Below are 22,074 nucleotides of genomic sequence, written 5' to 3'. Positions count from 1 at the left end.
ATGACGGTGTTGGACAAGAGCGCGCCGGCCGGGCTGGACCCTGCCGCGGTGCGCAAGGTGGAACGCGCGGACCGCCGCGCACAACTGTTCGCCGTGGTGCGCGAGGCCATGGCGCAATGCGGTTTTCCGGCCGAGGGCTTCCGCTTCAAGGTGGTGGCGCTGGATGCCGATGGCTGGCGCTACCTGGTGCTGGTGGACCTCGCGCCCGCACTGGAGGCCAGCGAGGCCGACCCCGGCCCGGTGCAGGGCCTGGTGGCGGTGGCGGCCAAGATGCGGGCCGGTGTCGTCGTCGAAGGCGTGTACTGGCGCCCTGCCGCGGCCGCGGCCGAAGCCGACGCTGCGGCCCCGCCCGCCGCGGCCGGCTGATCAGCCGCGCAGCAGGCGCCCTTCGGCCAGGGTGAGCGCCTCGGCCCGGCCTGACAGCACGACGGTGTCCCCGTCCTGCAGCACGGCCTCGTCGTTGACAGGCACCGCAGCGCCGCCCATGCGGCGCAGCTGCACCACGCGCGCGCCCAGCGCGTGCAGCGCGAGGTGCCCCAGCGGCTTGCCGAGCGAGCGCGAGGCCAGGGTCAGCGACACCGTGGCCAGCCGCTCGTGGTCCAGCTCGTCCTGGCCATCGTCGTCGGCACCGTGGAAGTAGCCGCGCAGCAGGTGGTAGCGCGCATCGCGCTGGTCCTGCACCAGCCGCAGCACGCGGCGCATGGGCACGCCCACCAGCGCCAGCGCATGGCTGGCCAGCATCAGCGAACCCTCGATGGCCTCGGGCACGACCTCGGTGGCGCCGGCCTGCTGCAGGCGTTCGATGTCGCGGTCGTCCTGCGTGCGCACGATCACGGGCACCTGCGGGGCGTGGGCGCGCACATGGGCCAGCACCTTCATCACGCCGGGTGTGTCCAGGTAGGTCAGCACCACAGCGCTCGCGCGCGCCAGGCCCGCGGCCATCAGCGCCTGCAGCCGCGCGGCGTCGCCGAACACCACCGAATCGCCGGCCGCGGCGGCCAGGCGTACGCGGTCCGGGTCCAGGTCCAGCGCCATGTAGGGGATGGACTCGCGTTCCAGCATGCGCGCCAGGTTCTGACCGCAGCGGCCGTAGCCACAGATGATCACGTGCTTGTTGGCGTTGATGGAACGCCGCGCGATGCTGGTCATCTGCAGCGACTGCTGCAGCCAGTCGCTGCTGACGAAGCGCGTGACGATGGCGTTGCTGTACATCACCATGAAGGGCGTGGCCAGCATCGACAGCACCATGCTGGCCAGGATGGGGTTGAGCAGCGCGGGCGGCACCAGGCCGCGGTTGTTGGCCAGCGTCAGCAGCACGAAGCCGAATTCACCGGCCTGCGCCAGGTACAGGCCCGTACGCAGCGAGACGCCCGCCGAGGCGCCGAAGCCCCTGGCCAGCGCCGTGATCAGCGCCAGCTTGAACAGCACCGGCAGCGTGACCAGCAGCAGCAGCAAGGGCCAGCGCTCCAGCACGATGCGCCAGTCCAGCATCATGCCGATGGTGATGAAGAACAGGCCGAGCAGCACATCGTGGAAGGGGCGGATGTCGGTCTCCACCTGGTGCTTGAACTCGGTCTCGGAGATCAGCATGCCGGCGATGAAGGCGCCCAGCGCCAGCGACAGACCTGCCATCTCGGTCAGCCACGCCAAGCCGAGCGTGATCAGCAGCAGGTTCAGCACGAACAGGTCTTCGCTCTTGCGCCGCGCCACCAGCGTGAGCCACCAGCGCATCACGCGCTGCCCGCCCGTCAGCAGCAGTGTGATCAGCAGCACCGCCTTGACCATGGCCAGGCCCAGCGCGAACAGCATCTGCTCTGCCGAGGCGCCCAGCGCGGGGATCAGCACCAGCAGCGGCACCACGGCCAGATCCTGGAACAGCAGCACGCCCATCACGCGCTTGCCGTGCTCGGACTCGAGCTCGATGCGGTCGGCCATGAGCTTGACCACGATGGCCGTGCTGCTCATGGCCAGCGCGCCCGACAGCGCCACCGCCGTCTGCCAGGGCATGCCCCACCAGCGCGGCGCCATGGCCGCCAGCGCGAGCGATGCGCCCGTGGCCACGAGGACGGTCAGCACCACCTGCCACAGGCCCAGCCCGAACACATGGCGCCGCATGGCGCGCAGCTTGGGCAGATTGAATTCCAGCCCGATCACGAACATCAGGAACACCACGCCGAACTCGCCCAGGTGCTTGACGCTCTCGGAGTTCTGCGCGAGGGCCAGCGCGTTGGGGCCGATCAACACGCCCACCGTCAGGTAGCCCAGCATGGGCGGCAGCTTGAGCGAGCGGAACAGCACCACGCCCAGCACAGCCGCCAACAGGTAGACCAGCGTGAGTTCGAGCGAGGACATGGTGCGCGCATGCTAGCGTGTTGCCCTGGGCTGCCCCCGGGTTGCGGACGCGTACCAAGGGTGCGCTCGATAGAATTCGCGCCATGACATCTTCGCGCGAACGCGTCCAGCCGCTGGACACGGCACAGGTCATCGGCCTGGCGCAAACCACCTTCGACATCGAGGCCGCAGCCGTGCTGGGGCTCAAGGCCCGCGTGGGCGAGAGCTTCGTGCGCGCCGTGCAGCGCATCCTGCACCTGAGCGGCCGCGTGGTCGTGATGGGCATGGGCAAGAGCGGCCACGTCGGCCGCAAGATCGCCGCCACGCTGGCGTCCACAGGCACGCCCGCGCTGTTCGTGCACCCGGGCGAAGCCAGCCACGGCGACCTGGGCATGGTCACGCCGCAAGACCTCGTGATCGCGATTTCCAACAGCGGCGAGAGCGCCGAGCTCAACCTGATCCTGCCCGTGCTCAAGCGCCAGGGCGTGCCGCTGGTGGCCATCACGGGTGGCGCGCAGTCGACGCTGGCACGCCATGCCGACGAGGTGCTGGACAGCAGCGTCGAGAAGGAAGCCTGCCCGCTCAACCTGGCGCCCACGGCCAGCAGCACGGCCCAGCTCGTGATGGGCGATGCGCTGGCGGTGGCCCTGCTGGAGCTGCGCGGCTTCAAGGCCGAGGACTTCGCGCGTTCGCATCCGGGCGGTGCATTGGGCCGGCGCCTGCTGACCCATGTCAGCGACGTGATGCGCAGTGGCGCCGAGATGCCGACCGTGGCCGTGGACACGCCGCTGGCCGAGATGATGCGCGAGATGAGCGCCAAGGGCGGCCTGGCCGCCATCGTCGACGACGTGCTGCGTGTGCAGGGAGTGTTCACCGACGGCGACCTGCGCCGCCTCGTCGAGAAGGGCAGCGATCTGCGCGCTGTGCGCGCAGGCGACGTCATGCATGCCAGGCCGCGGACGATCCGCGCCGATGCCTTGGCGGCCGAGGCCGTCGAGCTCATGGAGCAGCACCGCATCACCGCCGTGCTGGTGGTCGATGCGGCTGGCACGCTGGTCGGCGTGGTGCACATCGGCGACCTCATGCGGGCCAAGGTGATCTGATGGCGCGCGCCCCGGTGCTGAGCCATCCGCCCGAGCTGCTGCTGCGCGGCCAGGACGTGCGCGTGGCCTTCTTCGACGTCGACGGCGTGCTGACCGACGGCAGCCTGTACTTCACCGAGCTGCCGCCCGGCGATGCGCGCGGCGCGGCCGAGACCATCAAGCGCTTCCACACGCTGGACGGCATGGGCATCAAGCTGCTGCAGGCGGCTGGCATCACGCCTGCTGTGGTGACGGGGCGCGATTCCGTGGCGCTGCGCGCGCGGCTCAAGGCGCTGGGTGTGGTCCATGCCTGCTTCGGCACGGAAGACAAGCGCCCCGCTGCCGAAGCCATCCTGGCCGAACTCGGGTTGGACTGGAGCGCCGCCGCCGCCATTGGCGACGACTGGCCCGACCTGCCCATGCTCAACCGCGCCGCGCTGTCCGCCGCGCCGCCGCACGCCCACCCCGAGGTGCTCGCAGCCGCCCACTACGTGACGCGCATGGCCGGCGGCCAGGGCGCGGCGCGCGAGTTCTGCGACCTGCTGCTGATGGCGCGCGGCCGCTACGCCGAGCTGCTGGCGCCCTACCAGGCATGAAGATGTTCGCCCTGCTGCGCGATGCCTGGGAGCGCCTGTCGATCTACCTGCCCCTGGTGCTCATGGTGCTGCTGGCGCTGGGCACCTATTGGCTGGTGCGCAACGCACCCACGCTGGCGCAGCCCGCCGCGGTGCGGCCTGTGAACCACGAGCCCGATTACTTCATGCGCAACTTCTCGGTCAAGACCTTCGACGCCAATGGCCGGCTGCGCAGCGACATCCGCGGCGAGCAGGCCTGGCATTACCCTGACACCGACACGCTGGAGATCCAGAAGGCGCACATCCGTTCGCTGAACGAGCAAGGCCATGTGACGGTCTCCACGGCCAAGCGCGCGTTGTCCAATGCCGATGGGTCGGAGGTGCAGTTGTTCGGCGATGCCGTGGTGGTGCGCGAGCCTGTCAAGGGCGCAGACGGCCGCATGCTGCCGCGCCTTGAACTGCGCAGCGAATTCCTGCACGCCTACACCAATGTGGAACGTGTGCGTTCGCACCTGCCGGTGGAGCTGCTGCGTAGCGGCGACCGCTTCACGGCCGACCGCATGGACTACGACAACCTGGACCGCCTGCTGCAACTCGACGGCCGTGTGCGCGGCACCGTCACAGGCCGCGCGCCCTGACGCCATGGACGCACCGCTGGCCTTCATCACCGGTGCGTCCAGCGGCATCGGACAGGCGCTCGCCCTGCGCTACCACCAGGCCGGTTACACCCTGGCGCTGGTGGCGCGCCGCACCGACGAGATCGAGCGCTGGCGCGCCGCGCAAGGTCTGGACCCGGCGCGGGTCGCGGTCTACGGCGCCGACGTGGCCGAGCCCGACAGCATCATTGCGGCGGCCCGGTCGTGCCTGGAGCGCCAGGGCCTGCCCGACGTGGTGGTCGCCAATGCCGGTATCAGCATCGGTGTGGACACTGCCGAGCGTGAAGACCTGGCGGTGTTCGCGCGCATCCTGGCCGTCAACAACCTGGGCATGGCCGCCACCTTCCACCCTTTCATCCAGCCCATGCGCGCGCGTCGCAGCGGCTCCCTGGTGGGCATTGCCAGCGTGGCCGGCATCCGGGGCCTGCCCGGTCACGGCGGCTACTGCGCGAGCAAGGCCGGTGTCATTTCCTATTGCGAAAGCCTGCGGGGCGAATTGCGCCCTTTCGGCGTGAAGGTCGTGACCATCACGCCTGGCTACATCGACACACCGCTGACGCGGCGCAACCGCTACGGCATGCCTTTCCTGATGACGGCAGAGCGCTTTGCCGACAAGGCGCACGCGGCCATCGCGGCCGGCGCCAGCTACCGCGTGATCCCCTGGCAGATGGGCGTCGTCGCCAAGCTCATGCGCGCCCTGCCCAACGCGTGGTTCGACCGGCTGCTGGTCGGCCGCGCCCGCAAGCCCCGCGAGCACGCGGACGGTTGATCCGCCAGCAGGTGCCGCGCAGAAAAAAGGCTCCCGAAGGAGCCTTTTTTGGATGCGCTGTGAGCGATCAGTAGCTGTTGTTGCCGCCGCGGCCACCGCCGCCGCCGCGCGGGCCCGAGCCGTAGGGGCTGCGGAAACCGCCGTCGCCACCACCGCCGCCGCTGCGACCACCGCCGCCACCACCGTAGCTGTCGCCACCGCGGCCACCGCCGCCGCCACCACCGTAGCCGCCGCCACCGCTGCGACCACCGCCGCCGCCGTAACCGCCGCCACCACCACCGTAGCCGCCACCACCGCCGCCACCGTAACCGCCGCCACCACCACCACCGCCATAGCCACCGCTACGGGGAGGACGGGCTTCCATGGGGCGTGCTTCGTTGACGACGCAGCTACGGCCGCCCAGCGACTGGCCGTTCATGCCATTGATGGCTGCCTGCGCTTCTGCGTCGGAACCCATCTCGACGAAGCCGAAACCCTTGGAGCGGCCGGTGTCGCGTTCCATCATGACCTTGGCGCTGGTCACGGTGCCGAACTGGCTGAAGGATTGCTCCAGATCGCTGTCGCGAACCGAATACGGCAGGTTGCCGACGTACAGTTTGTTGCCCATTGAAGGGACTCCTCAAAAACACAAAGAAAAAGCGATGGAGTCCCGAAAACGCAATCTGCAGAACTCAAGGACGCGGAACTGGCCGACACCGCAAGCCGCATGAGCGCAAGGCCCACGCTCTACCATCATATGCGGTCGGATCGGAAAGAAACACAAATCACGTGAAAATTTTCAACGTGGAAAGTGCCAATCCGTGGTGAGAACCCCGAAACGGTTTCAGTAGCGGCTGCGTTCGCCACCGAAGCCACCGCTGCGCGGCGGACGCGGCTCCAGCGGACGGGCTTCGTTGACCACCAGCGCGCGGCCGCCGACGCTTTGGCCGTGCAGGCCTTCGATCGCCGCCTGGGCTTCGGCCGCACTGGACATCTCGACAAAGCCGAAGCCCTTGGAGCGACCGGTATCACGTTCCATCATCACCTTGGCGCTGGCGATGTTGCCGTAGGCGCTGAAGGCCTGGTGCATGTCGTCGTCGCGGAAGGAATAGGGCAGGTTGCCCACATACAGTCTGTTGCCCACGCAGGACTCCTTGGAAATCAGTTCTCGAAATAGAAGCGATGGGGGAGCCGCCCGCAAACCGAACCGACCGAACACCGCAAGCTCATGCGCCGCAAAAGCGCAAGAACTTTTAATTATGCGAGGGCCCGTTCAATTTGCGAGCAAGTTGAAGTAGGGATAAACGCGAATACTGAAACGAGGGCTCGGGTTCTCCCGGGCTACAATTCCGCCCGTCTTGGGGGAGTAGCCAACCTTCGCTGCGTGCGAGAGGGGTTTGCGTCAACAGACTTGTTCGTGCCGCGCCTGCGGCCGACATGGCGCAAACGGACCACCGGTGGCGGGCCTGCAATGGGCACGGCCTTCCCGGGGTTTCAGCGAGACCTTTGACTGCACAGCTTCTCGTGCCGGGAAAGCTGTCTGCAGTCATTGGTGTTCGCGTCCCGGCCGGAGTTCGTTCTTGGAAGCCTTTCTCATCTCCACCGGAATCGTCGCGCTCGCCGAAATGGGCGACAAGACGCAGCTGCTGGCCCTGCTGCTGGCCGCACGTTTCCGCAAGCCCTGGCCCATCGTCGCCGGCATCCTGGTCGCCACGCTGGCCAACCATGCCGCGGCCGGCGCGGTCGGCGCCTGGATCCAGACCCTTGTCAGCCCTGCGGCCCTGCGCATCGTGCTGGGCGTCTCCTTCCTCGCCATGGCGGTCTGGATGCTGATCCCCGACAAGATCGACGACGACGCGGGCGACAAGGCGCCGCGCCTGGGCGTCTTCGGCACCACGCTGGTCCTGTTCTTCCTGGCCGAGATCGGCGACAAGACGCAGATCGCCACCGTGATGCTGGCCGCGCGCTACGAGGCCGCCCTGGCCTGGGTGGTCGCCGGCACCACGCTGGGCATGATGCTGGCCAACGCGCCAGCGGTCTGGCTTGGCGAGAAGCTGACCCAGCGCGTGCCGGTGCGCGCCGTGCACCTGGTGTCGGCCGTGATCTTCCTGGTGCTGGGGCTGGTGGCGCTGCTGGGCGCCTGACCCACACCGGGGCACCATGCCCTGTGCGTGTGCGCCGGTGCCCCGATTCGGCGCTACGCGGGCAGCGGCGCCAGCCGTCGGTACTGGCGCTCCGTGTAGTAGAGGCCGCCGTGCGCCGCGGCGCCGTGGGCGACGGCCAGCACCTCGCAGAACAGCACGTCGTGTGTGCCCATGCCCACGCTGCGCGCGATGCGGCAATCGAAGGCCACGCGCGCATCCGCCAGCACCGGCGCACCCGTGGCCAGGCGCGACCAGTCGGCCGCGGCACGGCGCGTGTCCATCGGCGTCTTGCCGCCGAACAGCGTCGACAAGGCCTGGTGGTCGGTCTCCAGCGTGTTCACGCACAGCACGCCGTTGCCGGTGACGGCGGCATGGGCCGATGAATCGCGCCGCAGGCAGACCAGCAGCGTCGGTGGATCGTCGGTCACGCTGCACACGGCCGAGGCCGCAAAGCCGGCCCAGCCCCGGGGGCCATCGCTGGTGACCAGGTGCACGGCGCCACCCAGACGGGCCATGCCATCGCGGAAGTCCTGGGCGTCGACGGGTGCCGGGCCGGTCGAGGCCGGCAGGGTGGTTTCAGAGGTCATGCGCATGGTTCGGCTTGGCAAATATCCAGATTCCAGCAATTTGCATACCCATTTGAAGTGCTCGTGTTCGAGAAATAGGATTTCGGTGTCCACGTGGCATGCCTGTTGCTTTTCTCCGCAGCATGAAGCCACGTCAAACCTTCGGAGCAGCGCGATGAGCGGGCCGACCTCCACCCCCTCGGGCCCCCTGCTCGAAATGCGCAACATCCACAAGACCTTCGGTCCCGTGCAGGCCGTGGCGGGCCTGGACGTGGCGATCGCGCCCGGTGAGCTGGTCACCGTGGTCGGCCCCAGCGGCTGCGGCAAGAGCACGCTGTTCAACATGGTGGCCGGCCTGGACGAGCCCGACAGCGGCGGCGTGCTGCGCTTCGAGGACCGCTCGGTGCATGCGCACGAGTTGCTGGGCCGCGTCTCCTTCATGCCGCAGCGCGACCTGCTGCTGCCCTGGCGCACTGTGATCGACAACGCCATCCTGGCCATCGAGATCGAAGGCATGCCACGTGCCGAGGCACGTGCGCTGGCACTGCGCATGCTGCCCGAGTTCGGCCTGGCCGGCTTCGAGAACCAGTACCCGCACCAGCTCTCGGGCGGCATGCGCCAGCGCGTGGCGCTGATGCGCACCTTCATGTTCAAGCGCGACCTGATGCTGCTGGACGAGCCTTTCGGCGCGCTGGATGCGCTCACGCGCACCATGATGCAGCGCTGGCTGCTGGACGTGTGGCAAAAGCACAAGCGCACCATCCTGTTCATCACGCACGACGTGGACGAGGCGCTGTTCCTGGGCGACCGCGTGCTGGCCATGACGGCGCGGCCCGGCCGCATCAAGCTCGAGCTCCAGGTCGACCTGCCGCGGCCGCGCAAGCCCGAGCTGCTGACCGACCCCGCATTCATCCGCCAAAAGCGCATCCTGCTCGACGCCATCGAGGAGGAAAGCATGAAGTCCTTCCAGGCGACCGCAGCACGTCCCGCCCACGCCTGAGCCCGCGATGTCCAGTCCCCCCCTCTCCGCCCCGGCGGGCATGCCGGTCGCACGCGCTGCCGGCGCGCCGCCGCGCCCCGCCGCCAACGGCGCCCTGCGCAGCGTGCTGCGCGTGGCGCTGGCCCTGCTCGCGGTCGGCATCGTCTGGGAAGCGGCTGTCGTGCTGCTGTCCATCCAGGCCCACTACCTGCCGCGCCTGAGCCTGGTGCTGCAGGCCATCGCCGCCACGCCCGACGCGTACTGGAGCGGCTTCGTGCGCACGCTGACCGAGGCGCTGATGGGCTTCGGCGCGGGCGCCGTGTTCGGCATCGGCATCGGCATCCTGTTCTACCGCATGCCGGTGCTGCGCGACATGGTGTTCCCGCTGTTCATCGTGTCGCAGACGATCCCGGTGATCGCCTTCGGCGCGCTGGTCGTGCTGTGGTTCGGCAACACCATGCTGGCCAAGGCCATCATCGCGTTCTACGTGACCTTCTTCCCGGTCACGGTCAACACCCTGGTCGGCCTGCGCTCGGTCGATCCGCGCCAGGTGGATCTGATGCGTAGCTTCGGCGCCACGCGCGGCCAGCTCATGCGCCAACTGCAGTTCCCCACGGCCCTGCCGCAGATCTTCGTGGCGCTGCGCCTGGGCGCCTCGCTGAGCCTGGTCGGCGCCATCGTCGGCGAATGGTTCGGCGACACCACGGGCCTCGGGGTTCTGCTGCTGCAGGCCATGTTCAACGAGAACGCCGTGGGCCTGTGGGCCGCGCTGCTGTGCTGTGCGCTGCTGGGCACCTTGTTTTACGGCGTGGTGGCCTTCATCGAACGCCGCCTGGTGTTCTGGGGGGCCGAGCAATGAAGCCGATGGTCCCCCTGGCCGCGCAGCGCGGCATCCTGGGCGCGGTGCTGCTGGTCGCGCTGTGGGAAGGCGTGGCGCGCGGCTTCCAGCTGCCGGCGTACACGCTGCCCGCCATCAGCCAGATCTTCGGCTCGATCTGGGACATGCGCGCCGTGCTGACGCGCGCGGCCGGCGTCACGGTCACCGAGGCCCTCGTCGGCTATGCGCTGGGCGCGCTGATCGGGATCGGCGGCGCCATCTGGGTCACCATGGCGCCGCGCGTGCGCGGCTTCGTGCTGCCGGCCGCCACGGCCTTCAACTCCGTGCCCGTGATCGCCTGGTCGCCGCTGGTGCTGCTGTGGTTCGGCATGGGCATGTCGTCCAAATACGTCATGGTGGCGCTGGCCATTGCATTCACGCTGTTCCTGTCCACGCTGTCGGGCCTGGACCGCGTGGACCGCCGCAGCGTGGACCTCATGCGCAGCTTCGGCGCCAGCCGCCTGGCCATCCTGTGGCGGCTTCGCCTGCCCACCGCGCTGCCGCTCATGTTCGCCGGCCTGCGCGTGGCCACCGCGCGCAGCGTGCTGATCGCCGTGGTCACCGAGATGCTGGGCGCGCAGGCCGGCCTGGGCCTGTTGATCTACCAAGCCGTGGTGCAGGTGGACTTCGTACAGGTCTGGGCCGCAGTGTTCGTGGCCTCGGCCGCCAGCCTGCTCTTCTTCGGCATCGTGAGCTTCATCGAACGCAGGACGGTTTTCTGGAAATGACCCGACGACAGATGCATCTCGGCCTGTTCCTGCTGGGAACGGGCAGCCATACCGCCGGCTGGCGCATGCCCGGCGCGGTCGACAGCTTCCAGGACTTCGCCGCCATCCAGAAGATCGGGCAGACCGCGGAACGCGGCTGCTTCGACCTGATCTTCATGGGCGACAACCTGTACGCCGACCCCAAGGCCCATCCCTCGTACACGCTGCGGCTGGAGCCGCTGACCATGCTGTCGGCGCTGGCCATGTCCACGCGCCACATCGGCCTGGGCGCGACCGTCTCCACCACCTACAGCGACCCGTACACCGTGGCGCGCATGTTCGCCTCGCTGGACCACATCAGCGGCGGCCGCGCGGCCTGGAACGCCGTCACGACCTCGCATGCGGGCACCGCCGCCAACTTCGGCAAGGTCCACCCCGACCATGCGCGCCGCTACGAGATGGCCGGCGAGTTCGTCGACGTGGTCAAGGGCCTGTGGGACGGCTGGGACGACGACGCGCTCGTGGCCGACCGCGCCAGCGGCCTGTACATCGACCCGGCCAAGCTGCGCGCGCTGAACCACGACGGCACCTTCTTCAAGGTGCAGGGACCGCTCAACATCGGCCGCACGCCGCAGGGCCGCCCGGTGGTGCTGCAGGCCGGCGGGTCCGCGCCGGGCCTGGACCTGGCCGCGCGCACGGCCGACGTGGTGTTCTCCGTGGTGCAGGACTTCGACGAGGCGCGCGCCGCCTACGCATCGCTCAAGGACCGTTTGCCGCGCTTCGGCCGCACGGCCAGCGAGGTGACGGTGCTTCCCGGCGTGATGCCGGTGGTGGGCCGCACCGACCGCGAGGCGCGCGACAAGCTCAACGCGCTGCAGGAGCACATCGGCAGCGGCAGCGCGCTGGCCGTGCTGTCCGAGCGCTTCGGCCACGACTTCTCCACCTACGACCTGGACGGCCCGGTGCCCGAACTCGCCCTGCCCGACACCTACCACGCGTTCACGCGCGTGCTGCTGTCCAAGGCGCGGCGCGAGCAGATGAGCCTGCGCGACCTGTACAGCCTGACGGCGGCCGCGCGCGGCCACTGGGTGCTGTGCGGATCGCCCGAGACCATCGCCGACACCTTGCAGCAGTGGTTCGAGGGCGGCGCGGCCGACGGCTTCAACGTGATGCCGCCCTACTTCCACGAAGGCTTCGACGACTTCGTCGACCTGGTGGTGCCGGTGCTGCAGGAGCGCGGCTTGTTCCGCCGCTCATACGAGGGCGACACGCTGCGCGAGCTGCTGGGCCTGCGCCGCCCAGCCTTGCAGACGGCCTGAACCGAAGGGAGAGCGACCGCCGCACCGCGGTCGCGTGGGGTCAGACCGGCGCGAAGCCCATGGTCCGCGCGCGGTAGTAGAACTGGCCGTCCTGCACGATGAGGAACAGGGCCCGCCGCGTGGCGCCGCCGTTGTGGTGCGAATGCGGTGCGCCGGGCGGCGTGACCATCGTGGCCCAGCGGTCCCAGGCGATGCGTTCGCCGTCCACCATGGAGTGGCAGTCCTCCCCGTCCACGATCAGCGTGATCGCCGCCGAGTTGTGCCGGTGCGCGGCCTGGCTGTCGCCTGGCGGCAGCGTGTTCAGCGACAGCGTCATCGTGCGGTGGATGTTGTGCGTGCTTTCCAGCAGCTCGGACGAGAAGATCAGCGCACGGCCCGAGGTCTCGGCTTCGGGTTCGGCGGCATAGACCAGCGCGAGTTGGCGCTGGATCTCGGCCGCCGGGTAGTGCACCACGCCCTCGTCGGTCGCGGGCGCCGCGAAGCCACCGGCGGCCAGCAGCGGCTCGTCGGTCACGACCCACAGCGTCGCGCCCTCGGCGCCGGCGGTGTGGTGCAGGTCGCGCGTGCCGGGCACCTGGAACACATCGCCGGCCGACCAGGCCAGCAGCGCGGCATCGCCTTCCTGCGTGCGCCCGCTGCCCGCGATCACGTACCAGATCGCGCCCGTGGCCACGAAGTGCGAGGCCAGCGTCTCGCCCGGCGCGATGTGCGCGTAGCGCGCCAGCATCAGCGGCGTGGTCGCGGGCGTACCGCCGCCCAGCGCCTGCGACTGGTCGCAGGGCTGCCAGCCGGTGGGTGCCTGCCGGTCCATAGCGCGCTGTGCCTCGGCCGTGAAGCTGTGCGAGGGCACGGGCGGCAGCTGGATGTTGAAGGCGTTGGCCGAGTTGAAGAAACGTGCGCGCGCCTGCGCCGCATCGGCCGGCGCGGCGTGGCGTTGCGGCCCCATGGCCGCCATGCGCATGGCGGCAGACATCAGGGCTTGCGCTGCTCGGCCGTCAGCGACTTCAGGAAGCTGTCGTCAAAGGCGACTGCCACGTCCACCGGCTTGGTCAGCACCTTGTTGGCCAGCAGGAAGTCGTGCGCGCTCTTGAGCGCCGTCGGATCGATCGTGAACAGGCCCTCGGTCTTGGCCTTGCCGGCCGTCATGAGCTTGTAGGCCTCGGTCAGCATGGACTCCTGCTGCGCGCGGTTCAGCGTGGGCGCGACCTTCATGACGATGTCCACCGCCTCCTTGGGGTTGGCCGCGGCCTCGCGCCAGCCCTTGATCGAGGCGCGCAGGAAGCCCTTGACCAGGTCGGGGTGCTTCTGCGCCGTGTCCTTGGAAACGATCAGCGTGTCGCGCGGGAAGGTGATGCCGCTGTCCTCCGCGCGGAAGGTGCGGATCTTGTCGCCGAGCTTGTCCTTCACGACCCACATCTCGTTGTAGACCGTGGCCGTGGCCACGTCGACGTCGCCGTTGACGAAGGGCGTCATGCTGACCTGCTGCGGCTGGATGTCGACCTTGGTGCGGTCGATGCCGGCCTGGCCCAGCATGCCGAACAGCACGTAATTGGCGCCCGTGAACCAGGTCGTGACCTTCCTGCCTTCGAAGTCCTTGAGCGTCTTGATGGGGCTGTCGGCCTTGGTCACGAACACGAACGGCGTGATCTGGTGCGCCACGCCGATGGAGACGATGGGCAGGCCCTTGTCCACGCCGGCCATCACGCTGTCCGAGCCGCCGGACAGGCCGAAGGTGTCGGCGCCCGTGGCCACCAGGTTCTCGGTCAGCAGGTTGGGGCCGCCCGGGTTGATCGTGAGGTCGATGCCCTCGTCCTTGTAGTACCCCTTGGCCTGGGCGTAGTAGAAGCCGGCGAACTGGGTCTGCGTGAGCCACTTCAGGCGCAGGCTGGCCTTCACGGGCTCCTTGGTCTGGGCCTGGGCGATGGGTGCGAGGGCTGCCAGCGCGACGGCGGCGGCCACGGTGCTGAGGAAATGACGCGTCTTCATGGGGAACCTCTCAGAGAAACGAAGGAGATGGAAAGGGGTGTGGGGAACTCAGTCGTCGTGGGCCGGCGTGCCGGGCGGCGTGTCGCGCCGCAGCTTGCGCAGGAGGCCGGGCCACTCGCGCTCGCCGGCGATCAGGATGTCGCCGTGCTGCTCCCAGAACTGGCGCGCGGCGTGCTCGCACACGGCATGCGGTGGCACGACGATGGGGCCGGCGCCGCCGGCCACCGCGGCCTGCATCTGCAGCTGGATGCGTGCGGCGCGCTCGAAGTAGTACAGCAGCATGAAGGCCTCGCCCACCGTGCGGCCGACGGTCAGCACGCCGTGGTTGCGCAGCAGCATGACCGGGTGTTGGCCGAAGTCGCGCACCAGGCGCGTCTGCTCGTCCAGGTCGATGGCCACGCCCTCGTAGCCGTGGAAGGCCTGGCGCTGGTAGAAGCGCATCGCGAACTGCGACAGCGGCAGCAGGCCCTCGGGCTGGGCCGACACCGCCAGGCTCGCGTCCGAGTGCGTGTGCAGCACGCACAGCGCGTCGTGCCGGCTCTCGTGGATGGCGCCGTGGATCACGAAGGCCGCGGCGTTGACCTCGTAGGGCGTGTCCTCCAGCTTGCGGCCCTGCAGGTCGATGCGCACCAGGCTGGAGGCCGTGATCTCCTCGAACAGCAGGCCGTAGGGGTTCAGCAGGAATTCCCCTGGCCTGCCCGGCACGCGCATCGAGATGTGGTTGTAGATCATGTCGTCCAGGCCGAGCCGGGCGACCAGGCGGTAGCAGGCGGCGAGGTCGACACGGGCCTGCCACTCGGCGTCGCTGATGTGCGCGGGCTTAGTCATTGGCGAGTTCAAGCAAGAGGTCGGCCAGCACGCGCGTGCCGGCGGCCAGGTCCGAGGGCGTGGCCGACTCGGCCTCGTTGTGGGTGATGCCCAGATGGCAGGGCACGAACAGCATGGCCGTGGGCGTGACCGCGTGCAGGTAGCGCGCGTCGTGGCCCGCGGCCGAGGGCAGGTCGCGCCAGCGCGTGGCGAGCCGGTCGGCCACCGCGCGTGCGCGCTGGCGCAGCGCCTGCGGAAACTCCAGCGAATCGGCGGCCGACAGGCGCTGCACGTGTACTTCGCAGGGCCCGCGCGCGGCCGCACACAGGTGCTCCACCTGCGCGCTCATGGCGCGCAGCCGGGCCGTGTCGGGGTGGCGCAGGTCGATCGAGAACACCACCTTGGCAGCCACCACCGATGGCGCGTTGGGCAGCACCTCGAAGCGGCCGATCGTGAACTTGGTGATGTCCTCGGCATCGTGGAATGACGCGGCCAGCGACTGCACCATGGCGGTGGCGGCCAGCAGCGCATCCTTGCGCTCGCTGCGCTGCGAGGTGCCGGCATGCCCGGCCTCGCCGACCACCTCCACGCGGAAGGTGTGCTTGCCCTGGATGCCGCTCACGATGCCTACGGGGTAGCCCTCGCGCTCGAGCACCGGGCCCTGCTCGATGTGGGCCTCCACGAAGGCGTGCACGGTGCCGCCCAGCGCGCGCAGCGGTACATGGGCCAGGCGTTCCTGCTGCACGGCCAGGGCCTCGCCCACGCGCACGCCCTGCGTGTCCTGCGCGGCCAGGATGGCGTCGAGCGGGCGGTCGCCCGCGAACACGGCCGAGCCCATCATGCCGGGCGCGAAGCGCGAGCCCTCCTCGTTCATCCAGGCCACCACGTCGATGGACCGGCGCGGCGCCACGCCGGTCGCACGGATGGCGCGCGCGGCCTCGAAGGCCGCCAGCACACCGTAAACGCCGTCGAATTTGCCGCCCGTGGGCTGGCTGTCCAGGTGCGAGCCGCTCAGCACGGGTGCGGCGCCGGGGTTGCTGCCGGGCAGGCGCAGGAACAGGTTGCCGGCCGCATCGCGGCTGGCCAGCATGCCGATGGCCTGGCCCCAGCGCACCAGCTCGGCCTGGGCTGCGCTGTCTTCGGGGGACAGGGCCTGGCGGTTCACACCGCCGGCGGCCGTGGCGCCGAAGCGCGCCATGGCCTGCAGGCTGTTCCACAGCCGCTGCTCGCTGACGAAGGAGGAAGGTGCAGCCATCACGCGGTCTTCATGATCTCGGCGGGAACCGACCTGGGGTCGCGCGGCAGCCACTTGTTCTGCTCCACCGTGGCGAGGAAGTCGGCCACGAACTGGTTGAACAGCGCGGGCTCGTCGATGTTCAGCGTGTGGCCGGTCTTGGGCAGCACCAGGAGGCCGCTGGCGGGCACGGTGCGCTTCAGGAACAGGCCGGGCTGCAGGCAGTGGTCGTCCTCGTCGCCGACGATCACCAGCGTGGGCACCTGCATCTGCTTGAGTTCGGCCTCCAGGTCGTAGATCGAGGGCCGGCGCGCCTGCACGCCCTGCATGGTGCGGGCCGAGCCCACGGCCGAGTGCTCGGACAGCTGGGTCGCGAACTCCTGCCAGCCGCGCGGGTCCTTCACCTGGAACACGATGCGCGAGGCCGCCGTCGAATAGATCTTGGAGAACTCCACCGCGCCCAGTTCCTCGAACTTGCGCGCCACCTCCAGCGAGACGTTGCGGAAGTACTCCTCCAGCGGCTTCTCGGCGCCGTAGCCGGCGCCTGCCACGACCAGCGACAGCGCGCGCTGCGGATAGCGCAGGCCGAAGTGCAGCGTGGCGAAGCCGCCCATGGACAGGCCCACGATGTGCGCCTTCTCGATGCCCAGCGCGCTCATCACGTCGGCGATGTCGTCTGTGGCGATCGCTTGCGAGTAGCGCTCCACGTCCGTCGGCACGTCCGACGGCGGGTAGCCGCGCGCGCCGTAGGTGATGCAGCGGTAGCGCCGCGTGAAGTGGCGCATCTGCGGCTCCCAGCTGCGGTGGTCGCCGCCGAACTCGTGCACGAACACGATGGGCGTGCCGGAGCTGGCTTCTTCGACATGCAGGCGCGTGCCGTCGCGGGTGGTGATTATGGGCATCTTTTTCTCCAACGATTCGTCGTGCCGCGCACCAGCCGCAGGACACAAAGCCGGGTCGCAGGCAAAGGTTCAAATGGCCGCGGAGACGGCCATGCCAGCGGACGCCGCGGAACGGGCTCTGCCCGGCCGCAGGCGGCGCCCCTGGAGGGGGATGGGATGTCTACACGCAGTGAGACATCCAAACGGGGTGGATTCATTCAGAACAGGGCGGACGAGACGGGCATGCTGCGGGCCTTCTCGACCATGGCCGGCAGCAGTTCGCAGAAGCGCGCGGCCCAGGCTTCGGGCACGCTCAGGCTGACCTTGACGAAGCGGTCGCCGAAGCGCTTGGTGTGGTACGTGCCCTGGCGGATCATCACGCCCTCCTGCTGGTAGGCCTCGACCAGCGCCTCGGGGCGGATGCCGGCGTCCACGGTCTCGATCACGAGCAGGTTGGCGTTGGACGGATACACCGGGATGTGCAGGCCCGGGATGCGCTGCACCGCCTCGTACACGGCCTTCTGGTTGGCGCGCAGCCGGGCCAGCACGCCGGGGAACCACTCGGCCTTGCTCTTGAGGCCGGCGATGGCGGCGCGCTGCGACACCACGTTGCTGCCCAGGTTGTTCGGCGGGGCCGTGGCCAGCAGCTCGATGATGTCCGGGTTGGCGACCACCGCGCCCAGGCGCATGCCGGCCAGGCCCAGCCACTTGGAGAAGCTGTAGGTCAGGATCGCCTTCTCGGGGTAGTAGCGCAGCGCGGGGCTGAAGCCGTCGGCGAACTGCGAATACGTGGCGTCGTGGATGAAGTACGCGCCGACGGCCTTTGCGATGTCGCAGAAGGCCTCGATCTCGGCCGCCGTGTGGCAGGTGCCCAGCGGGTTGTTGGGGTCCACCAGGTAGATCACGCGGGTCTTGTCCGTCACGGCCGCGCGCAACTGCTCGGGCGTGAGCTTGTAGCCCTGCGCGGCGTCGTAGATCGGCAGCTCCACGACGCGTGCGCCGGCCTTGCGCGCGAAGTGCATGGGCCAGGCCCAGCTCGGGTCGGTGGTGACGAAGTCGGTGTCGGGTGCGCAGATGTTGCTGCACACGTTGTAGAGGCCTTCCACGGCGCCGTCGGTCACGAAGGCCGACATACCGGGCACGCCGACGTCCAGGGCGATGAGCCGGCGCAGTTCCTCGAAGCCGCAGGGCGGCGCGTAGGCGTGGTAGCTGCCGTCCTGCAGCGCGGCGACGGCGGCCTCGAGCACCGAGGGATGCGGGTCGAAGTGGTTGGTGTTCTGGCCCAGCCACATCAGGCCGGGGGTGTTGCAGAGCCGGTCGAAGTACGCGTTGCGCAGTTCGAACGGGCGCGGAGTGGTGGTGGTGTTGGCGGTCATCGGCGACTGCAAAGCAGATGCCATGCCAATGCATTTGCGGCCTGTTTTCGCTCGCACACCCTGTTTGGGTGCACGACGCAGGCATTCGGTGCATCCAAAAACGGAGTTTTTGTATTTTTGATAAGGGGCGCACCAAGAGCGCGCCACGAGAGGCGGTGCAGTGCCGCGAGGGCGGCGCAGTTCCCGTGGCATGGATACTGCTTTTGCGGAACCGTATATGTCGATGGCCACCGCGGTGACGCGGGTGCCACCGCCACCGTCCACCCCCGTCCAAGAACACATGACGACCGTAGACACCAACGACAAGAAAAGCCGCGGCAAGGCGCGCAAGGCGCCGGCATCCACGCCGCGCGAGCGCGCCCGGGACAAGTCCGTCACGCTGGCCGACGAACTGCAGGAAACGCTGGAGGGCCTGATCGTCAGCGGCGCGCTCAAGCCCGGCACGCGGCTGGACGAGGCCGAACTCGTCGAGCGCTTCCAGGTCTCGCGCACGCCGCTGCGCGAGGCATTGAAGTCGCTGGCCGGCAACGGCCTCGTCGACATGCGCGGCCACCAGGGCGTCTGCGTGGCGACGATCTCGGTGCCCGTGCTGATCGAGATGTTCCAGATGATGGCCGTCAGCGAAGGCCTGTGCGCCAAGTACGCGGCGCGCCGCGCCACGCCGGCCCAGCGCGCCAACCTGGTCGCCATCCACAAGCGGCTGACGGAGCTGTTGGCGATCGGCGACCACGAGAGCTTCTACGAGGTCAACCGCGAATTCCACGAAGCGCTGTACGACGCCTCCAACACCAGCTACCTGTCCGAGCAGACGCATCGCCTGCGCAAGCGCGTGGGCGTGTACCGCCGGCATGTGACCTTCCAGCCAGGCCGCATGGCGGCCACCATCGGCGAGCACCAGGCCATCCTGGACGCGCTCGACCGCAACGATCCCGAGGCCGCGTTTGCCGCGGCCGTCGACCACGTGACGCTGCTGCAGGACGACATGGTCGACCTGATTGCGGCGATTTCCACGCACCTCCCCGGCCTGTGAGCCCCCTGTTCCTTTCGTTCTCTCTCATCTCATGATCACTCTCGACCTCAGCGGACAGACCGCACTCATCACGGGCGCCTCCAAGGGCATCGGGCTGGCCGCCGCGCACAGCTTCGCCGCCGCTGGCTGCCACCTGCACCTGGCCGCGCGCGACGGCGAGGCCCTGGCCACCGCGCGCGACGCCATCGTGGCCGCACACGACGTGCACGTGACCATCCATCCGATGGACCTGGCCGCTCCAGGCGCCATGCGCGCGCTGGACGAAGCCGTGGGCGATGTCGACATCCTCGTCAACAACGCCGGCGACATTCCCTCGGGCCCGATCGAGTCGCTGGACTTCGAGGTGGTGCGCCGCGGCTTCGCGCTCAAGGTGCTGGGCTACATGGAACTCACGCAACTGGTCTATGCACGCATGAAGCGCCAGGGCCATGGCGTGATCGTCAACGACATCGGCAACTCGGGCGAGAACTGGGATGCCAACTACATCGCCGGCTCCACCGGCAACGCCGCCGTGATGGCCTTCACCAAGGCACTGGGTGGCGTGAGCCTGGACGACGGCATCCGCGTCGTCGGCGTGAACCCCGGCCCGGTGGCCACCGACCGCATGGTCAAGCTCATGAAGCGCCGCGCGCTGGACAACCTGGGCGACGAGGGCCGCTGGGAAGAGCTGTTCCTGCAGTACCCGGGCGGTCGCCCGGCCGAGGCCCAGGAAGTGGCCGAGCTGATGCTGTTCCTGGCCTCCAGGCACGCGGCCTACATCACCGGCACCATCGTGACCATCGACGGCGGCATCGCGGCACGCGGCTCCATCATCAAGACCAGCAAGAAGGCCATGGAGTTGGCGGCGGCGCAGCAAAAGTAGCCGTTGCGCGTGCCGGGGGGTGGCCTGGGGAGGCCGCGCCGGCTTGGCCTATACTGGCCGCCCTGCGCCGATTTGTTCCAGATTGCGGGCGCCGGAACCTTCGAGTTCCGAAATGCAGCTAAACACGGACGCCCCCAAACCCGGCTTCGTTGTTCAGCGAGCCGGGTTTTTTGTATTTGCGTCCATGCCACTCATCGCGCATCCCCAATCCATGCCGTTCAGCCAGCCGCTGCCGCTGCAGAGCGGCGCGGCCATCCGCGACTACGCGCTCAGCTACGAGACCTACGGCCAGCTCAACGCCGACAAGAGCAACGCCGTGCTGATCTGCCACGCGCTGAACGCCTCGCACCATGTCGCTGGCGTCTACGAAGGCCAGCCCAAGTCCGAAGGCTGGTGGGACAACATGATCGGCCCCGGCAAGCCGGTCGATACCGACCGCTTCTTCGTGATCGGCGTGAACAACCTGGGTTCGTGCTTCGGCTCCACCGGCCCCATGCACGTGAACCCCGACACCGGCCGCGTCTACGGTGCCGACTTCCCGGTCGTCACCGTGGAGGACTGGGTCGACGCCCAGGCCCGGCTGCTGGACGCGCTGGGCATCCGCCAGCTGGCCGCCGTGATGGGCGGCAGCCTGGGCGGCATGCAGGCCCTGTGCTGGAGCCTGCGCTACCCCGAGCGCGTGCGCCATGCCGTGGTGGTGGCCAGCGCGCCCAACCTCAACGCCGAGAACATCGCCTTCAACGAGGTGGCGCGCCGCGCCATCGTGACCGATCCCGACTTCCACGGCGGCCACTTCTATGCGCAGGGCGTGGTGCCCAAGCGCGGGCTGCGCATCGCGCGCATGATCGGCCACATCACCTACCTCAGCGACGACGTCATGAACGAGAAGTTCGGGCGCCAGTTGCGGGAGGGCATCGACCTCAAGTACAGCACGCAGGAGGTCGAGTTCCAGATCGAGAGCTACCTGCGCTACCAGGGCGACAAGTTCAGCGAGTACTTCGACGCCAACACCTACCTGCTGATCACGCGCGCGCTCGACTATTTCGACCCCGCGCGTGTCCATGGCGGCAGCCTGCAGCAGGCGCTGGCGCAGACCCAGGCCAAGTTCCTGCTCGTGAGCTTCACGACCGACTGGCGCTTCGCGCCTGCGCGCAGCCGCGAGATCGTGCAGGCCCTGCTCGACAACAAGCGCGCCGTCAGCTACGCGGAGATCGATGCGCCCCATGGGCACGACGCCTTCCTGCTCGACGATGCGCGCTACCTCAACGTGGTGCGCGCCTACTTCGCGCGCATCGCCAGCGAAGGAGCCGCGGCATGAGCGACCAGTCGACCATGGAGACCATCGCACGGCTCGTGCCGCAGGGCGCGCGCGTGCTCGACCTGGGCTGCGGCGACGGCGCGCTGCTGGCGCACCTGCGGGCCACGCGCGGCTGCACGGGCTACGGCATCGAGATCGCCGACGCCAATGTGCTCGCCTGCGTACAGCGCGGCGTCGACGTGATCCAGCTCAACCTCGAAGAAGGCCTGGCGATGTTCGACGACGCCAGCTTCGACGTGGTGCTGCAGATCGACACGCTGCAGCACCTGCGCAACGCCGAGACCATGCTGCGCGAGACCGCGCGCGTGGGCCGGCGCGGCATCGTGGCCTTCCCGAACTTCGCCCACTGGCCGAACCGGCTGTCGGTGCTGCGCGGGCGCATGCCCGTTACGCGCCGCCTTCCCTACCAGTGGTATGACACGCCCAACATCCGTGTCGGCACCTTCAAGGACTTCGGGGTGCTGGCGCGCAAGAACGGCCTCAGGATCCTGGACGCGTTCGGCCTGCAGGCCGGGCTGGAGATCCGCGCGTTCCCGAACGCGCGCGCGTCCACCGCGCTGTTCCACTTCGAGCGCGGTTGAGCCCAAAGAAAAAGG

General features: G+C 69.0%; 24 protein-coding genes and 1 riboswitch. Of the genes, 14 read left to right on the top strand and 10 right to left on the bottom strand.

The window, feature by feature from the left end:
* Positions 1-366, top strand: a complete 366-nt coding sequence (locus ACSQ4M_RS04925) for a hypothetical protein (protein WP_436188483.1) — start codon at positions 1-3, stop codon at positions 364-366.
* Here the strand turns inward: ACSQ4M_RS04925 and ACSQ4M_RS04920 are convergent, their stop codons facing one another.
* Complete coding sequence (locus ACSQ4M_RS04920) at positions 367-2,352, bottom strand: monovalent cation:proton antiporter-2 (CPA2) family protein (protein WP_436188482.1); 1,986 nt, start codon at positions 2,350-2,352, stop codon at positions 367-369. It abuts the gene before it with no gap.
* Positions 2,353-2,435: 83 nt separating this feature from the next.
* Between ACSQ4M_RS04920 and ACSQ4M_RS04915 the strand changes: the two genes are divergently transcribed.
* From ACSQ4M_RS04915 to ACSQ4M_RS04900, 4 genes are read left to right on the top strand one after another with little or no spacing between them, the layout of a single operon-like run.
* A complete protein-coding gene (locus ACSQ4M_RS04915) occupies positions 2,436-3,434 on the top strand; it encodes a KpsF/GutQ family sugar-phosphate isomerase (RefSeq protein ID WP_436188481.1) in 999 nt (332 codons plus the stop codon).
* The gene (locus ACSQ4M_RS04910) at positions 3,434-4,009 is read left to right on the top strand and encodes a KdsC family phosphatase (protein ID WP_436188480.1); all 576 of its coding nucleotides are present in this window, start codon (positions 3,434-3,436) and stop codon (positions 4,007-4,009) included. The genes ACSQ4M_RS04915 and ACSQ4M_RS04910 overlap by 1 nt, the downstream gene beginning before the upstream one ends.
* Positions 4,010-4,011: 2 nt before the next feature.
* Positions 4,012-4,626 (top strand): LPS export ABC transporter periplasmic protein LptC, encoded by a 615-nt coding sequence (lptC, locus tag ACSQ4M_RS04905; protein ID WP_436193966.1) that lies wholly within the window; start codon positions 4,012-4,014, stop codon positions 4,624-4,626.
* Positions 4,627-4,630: 4 nt separating this feature from the next.
* Entirely contained in the window at positions 4,631-5,413 is a 783-nt protein-coding gene (locus tag ACSQ4M_RS04900; RefSeq protein WP_436188479.1) for an SDR family oxidoreductase, read from the top strand.
* Positions 5,414-5,480: 67 nt separating this feature from the next.
* Here the strand turns inward: ACSQ4M_RS04900 and ACSQ4M_RS04895 are convergent, their stop codons facing one another.
* Together ACSQ4M_RS04895 and ACSQ4M_RS04890 are read right to left on the bottom strand one after the other, a co-directional pair.
* Positions 5,481-6,020, bottom strand: a complete 540-nt coding sequence (locus ACSQ4M_RS04895) for an RNA recognition motif domain-containing protein (RefSeq protein ID WP_436188478.1) — start codon at positions 6,018-6,020, stop codon at positions 5,481-5,483.
* Positions 6,021-6,236: 216 nt separating this feature from the next.
* Entirely contained in the window at positions 6,237-6,536 is a 300-nt protein-coding gene (locus ACSQ4M_RS04890) for an RNA recognition motif domain-containing protein (protein ID WP_056897570.1), read from the bottom strand.
* A gap of 205 nt (positions 6,537-6,741) precedes the next feature.
* Positions 6,742-6,888, top strand: a riboswitch (yybP-ykoY riboswitch).
* 84 nt (positions 6,889-6,972) lie between these two features.
* On the opposite strand from ACSQ4M_RS04890, the gene ACSQ4M_RS04885 reads away from it, so the two are divergent.
* Positions 6,973-7,536 carry a TMEM165/GDT1 family protein gene (locus tag ACSQ4M_RS04885; protein ID WP_436188477.1) on the top strand — a complete coding sequence of 188 codons (564 nt, stop codon included), beginning with the start codon at positions 6,973-6,975 and terminating at the stop codon, positions 7,534-7,536.
* A gap of 53 nt (positions 7,537-7,589) precedes the next feature.
* Here ACSQ4M_RS04885 and ACSQ4M_RS04880 read toward each other — a convergent pair whose 3' ends face one another.
* On the bottom strand, positions 7,590-8,123 hold the full coding sequence (locus ACSQ4M_RS04880; protein WP_436188476.1) for a flavin reductase: 534 nt from the start codon (positions 8,121-8,123) through the stop codon (positions 7,590-7,592).
* A 154-nt stretch (positions 8,124-8,277) separates the two neighbouring features.
* On the opposite strand from ACSQ4M_RS04880, the gene ACSQ4M_RS04875 reads away from it, so the two are divergent.
* Genes ACSQ4M_RS04875 through ACSQ4M_RS04860 form a run of 4 tightly spaced genes read left to right on the top strand, consistent with a single transcriptional unit; the run spans position 8,278 to position 11,984 of the window.
* Entirely contained in the window at positions 8,278-9,102 is an 825-nt protein-coding gene (locus ACSQ4M_RS04875) for an ABC transporter ATP-binding protein (protein WP_436188475.1), read from the top strand.
* Positions 9,103-9,109: 7 nt separating this feature from the next.
* Complete coding sequence (locus tag ACSQ4M_RS04870) at positions 9,110-9,940, top strand: ABC transporter permease (protein WP_436188474.1); 831 nt, start codon at positions 9,110-9,112, stop codon at positions 9,938-9,940.
* Positions 9,941-9,945: 5 nt separating this feature from the next.
* Positions 9,946-10,686 (top strand): ABC transporter permease, encoded by a 741-nt coding sequence (locus tag ACSQ4M_RS04865; protein WP_436188473.1) that lies wholly within the window; start codon positions 9,946-9,948, stop codon positions 10,684-10,686.
* On the top strand, positions 10,683-11,984 hold the full coding sequence (locus tag ACSQ4M_RS04860) for an LLM class flavin-dependent oxidoreductase (RefSeq protein WP_436188472.1): 1,302 nt from the start codon (positions 10,683-10,685) through the stop codon (positions 11,982-11,984). The genes ACSQ4M_RS04865 and ACSQ4M_RS04860 overlap by 4 nt, the downstream gene beginning before the upstream one ends.
* Before the next feature lie 40 nt (positions 11,985-12,024).
* Here the strand turns inward: ACSQ4M_RS04860 and ACSQ4M_RS04855 are convergent, their stop codons facing one another.
* The 6 genes from ACSQ4M_RS04855 to ACSQ4M_RS04830 form a co-directional block, all read right to left on the bottom strand.
* Complete coding sequence (locus ACSQ4M_RS04855; RefSeq protein ID WP_436188471.1) at positions 12,025-12,957, bottom strand: cupin domain-containing protein; 933 nt, start codon at positions 12,955-12,957, stop codon at positions 12,025-12,027.
* Complete coding sequence (locus ACSQ4M_RS04850; protein WP_436188470.1) at positions 12,957-13,970, bottom strand: ABC transporter substrate-binding protein; 1,014 nt, start codon at positions 13,968-13,970, stop codon at positions 12,957-12,959. Before ACSQ4M_RS04850 ends, ACSQ4M_RS04855 begins: the two co-directional genes overlap by 1 nt.
* A gap of 48 nt (positions 13,971-14,018) precedes the next feature.
* The gene (locus ACSQ4M_RS04845) at positions 14,019-14,798 is read right to left on the bottom strand and encodes a class II aldolase/adducin family protein (protein ID WP_436188469.1); all 780 of its coding nucleotides are present in this window, start codon (positions 14,796-14,798) and stop codon (positions 14,019-14,021) included.
* Positions 14,791-16,032 (bottom strand): M20 family metallo-hydrolase, encoded by a 1,242-nt coding sequence (locus tag ACSQ4M_RS04840; protein WP_436188468.1) that lies wholly within the window; start codon positions 16,030-16,032, stop codon positions 14,791-14,793. Before ACSQ4M_RS04840 ends, ACSQ4M_RS04845 begins: the two co-directional genes overlap by 8 nt.
* Entirely contained in the window at positions 16,032-16,913 is an 882-nt protein-coding gene (locus ACSQ4M_RS04835) for an alpha/beta fold hydrolase (protein WP_436188467.1), read from the bottom strand. Before ACSQ4M_RS04835 ends, ACSQ4M_RS04840 begins: the two co-directional genes overlap by 1 nt.
* 197 nt (positions 16,914-17,110) lie before the next feature.
* Positions 17,111-18,268, bottom strand: coding sequence for a pyridoxal phosphate-dependent aminotransferase (locus ACSQ4M_RS04830; protein ID WP_436188466.1), 1,158 nt, complete (start codon positions 18,266-18,268; stop codon positions 17,111-17,113).
* A 280-nt stretch (positions 18,269-18,548) separates the two neighbouring features.
* Here ACSQ4M_RS04830 and ACSQ4M_RS04825 point away from each other — a divergent pair, with 280 nt between their 5' ends.
* From ACSQ4M_RS04825 to metW, 4 genes are all read left to right on the top strand, one after another.
* Entirely contained in the window at positions 18,549-19,298 is a 750-nt protein-coding gene (locus ACSQ4M_RS04825) for a GntR family transcriptional regulator (RefSeq protein ID WP_436188465.1), read from the top strand.
* 34 nt (positions 19,299-19,332) lie between these two features.
* On the top strand, positions 19,333-20,160 hold the full coding sequence (locus ACSQ4M_RS04820) for an SDR family oxidoreductase (protein WP_436193965.1): 828 nt from the start codon (positions 19,333-19,335) through the stop codon (positions 20,158-20,160).
* Between the two features lie 184 nt (positions 20,161-20,344).
* Complete coding sequence (metX, locus tag ACSQ4M_RS04815; RefSeq protein ID WP_436188464.1) at positions 20,345-21,478, top strand: homoserine O-succinyltransferase MetX; 1,134 nt, start codon at positions 20,345-20,347, stop codon at positions 21,476-21,478.
* Entirely contained in the window at positions 21,475-22,059 is a 585-nt protein-coding gene (gene metW / locus ACSQ4M_RS04810; protein WP_056665125.1) for a methionine biosynthesis protein MetW, read from the top strand. The genes metX and metW overlap by 4 nt, the downstream gene beginning before the upstream one ends.
* The last annotated feature ends 15 nt before the right edge of the window (positions 22,060-22,074 follow it).

Source organism: Pseudorhodoferax sp. LjRoot39 (assembly GCF_964253035.1).
Classification (GTDB): domain Bacteria; phylum Pseudomonadota; class Gammaproteobacteria; order Burkholderiales; family Burkholderiaceae_C; genus Pseudorhodoferax.
This window is presented reverse-complemented; position numbering and strand designations above follow the sequence as displayed.

Bases quoted from the DNA above. Each gene is read 5' to 3' on its own strand.
- ACSQ4M_RS04925 (WP_436188483.1), top strand. From the start codon at position 1: ATGACGGTGTTGGACAAGAGCGCGCCGGCCGGGCTGGACCCTGCCGCG.
- ACSQ4M_RS04920 (WP_436188482.1), bottom strand. From the start codon at position 2,352: ATGTCCTCGCTCGAACTCACGCTGGTCTACCTGTTGGCGGCTGTGCTG.
- ACSQ4M_RS04915 (WP_436188481.1), top strand. From the start codon at position 2,436: ATGACATCTTCGCGCGAACGCGTCCAGCCGCTGGACACGGCACAGGTC.
- ACSQ4M_RS04910 (WP_436188480.1), top strand. From the start codon at position 3,434: ATGGCGCGCGCCCCGGTGCTGAGCCATCCGCCCGAGCTGCTGCTGCGC.
- lptC (WP_436193966.1), top strand. From the start codon at position 4,012: ATGTTCGCCCTGCTGCGCGATGCCTGGGAGCGCCTGTCGATCTACCTG.
- ACSQ4M_RS04900 (WP_436188479.1), top strand. From the start codon at position 4,631: ATGGACGCACCGCTGGCCTTCATCACCGGTGCGTCCAGCGGCATCGGA.
- ACSQ4M_RS04895 (WP_436188478.1), bottom strand. From the start codon at position 6,020: ATGGGCAACAAACTGTACGTCGGCAACCTGCCGTATTCGGTTCGCGAC.
- ACSQ4M_RS04880 (WP_436188476.1), bottom strand. From the start codon at position 8,123: ATGACCTCTGAAACCACCCTGCCGGCCTCGACCGGCCCGGCACCCGTC.
- ACSQ4M_RS04875 (WP_436188475.1), top strand. From the start codon at position 8,278: ATGAGCGGGCCGACCTCCACCCCCTCGGGCCCCCTGCTCGAAATGCGC.
- ACSQ4M_RS04870 (WP_436188474.1), top strand. From the start codon at position 9,110: ATGTCCAGTCCCCCCCTCTCCGCCCCGGCGGGCATGCCGGTCGCACGC.
- ACSQ4M_RS04865 (WP_436188473.1), top strand. From the start codon at position 9,946: ATGGTCCCCCTGGCCGCGCAGCGCGGCATCCTGGGCGCGGTGCTGCTG.
- ACSQ4M_RS04860 (WP_436188472.1), top strand. From the start codon at position 10,683: ATGACCCGACGACAGATGCATCTCGGCCTGTTCCTGCTGGGAACGGGC.
- ACSQ4M_RS04855 (WP_436188471.1), bottom strand. From the start codon at position 12,957: ATGTCTGCCGCCATGCGCATGGCGGCCATGGGGCCGCAACGCCACGCC.
- ACSQ4M_RS04850 (WP_436188470.1), bottom strand. From the start codon at position 13,970: ATGAAGACGCGTCATTTCCTCAGCACCGTGGCCGCCGCCGTCGCGCTG.
- ACSQ4M_RS04845 (WP_436188469.1), bottom strand. From the start codon at position 14,798: ATGACTAAGCCCGCGCACATCAGCGACGCCGAGTGGCAGGCCCGTGTC.
- ACSQ4M_RS04840 (WP_436188468.1), bottom strand. From the start codon at position 16,032: ATGGCTGCACCTTCCTCCTTCGTCAGCGAGCAGCGGCTGTGGAACAGC.
- ACSQ4M_RS04835 (WP_436188467.1), bottom strand. From the start codon at position 16,913: ATGCCCATAATCACCACCCGCGACGGCACGCGCCTGCATGTCGAAGAA.
- ACSQ4M_RS04830 (WP_436188466.1), bottom strand. From the start codon at position 18,268: ATGACCGCCAACACCACCACCACTCCGCGCCCGTTCGAACTGCGCAAC.
- ACSQ4M_RS04825 (WP_436188465.1), top strand. From the start codon at position 18,549: ATGACGACCGTAGACACCAACGACAAGAAAAGCCGCGGCAAGGCGCGC.
- metX (WP_436188464.1), top strand. From the start codon at position 20,345: ATGCCACTCATCGCGCATCCCCAATCCATGCCGTTCAGCCAGCCGCTG.
- metW (WP_056665125.1), top strand. From the start codon at position 21,475: ATGAGCGACCAGTCGACCATGGAGACCATCGCACGGCTCGTGCCGCAG.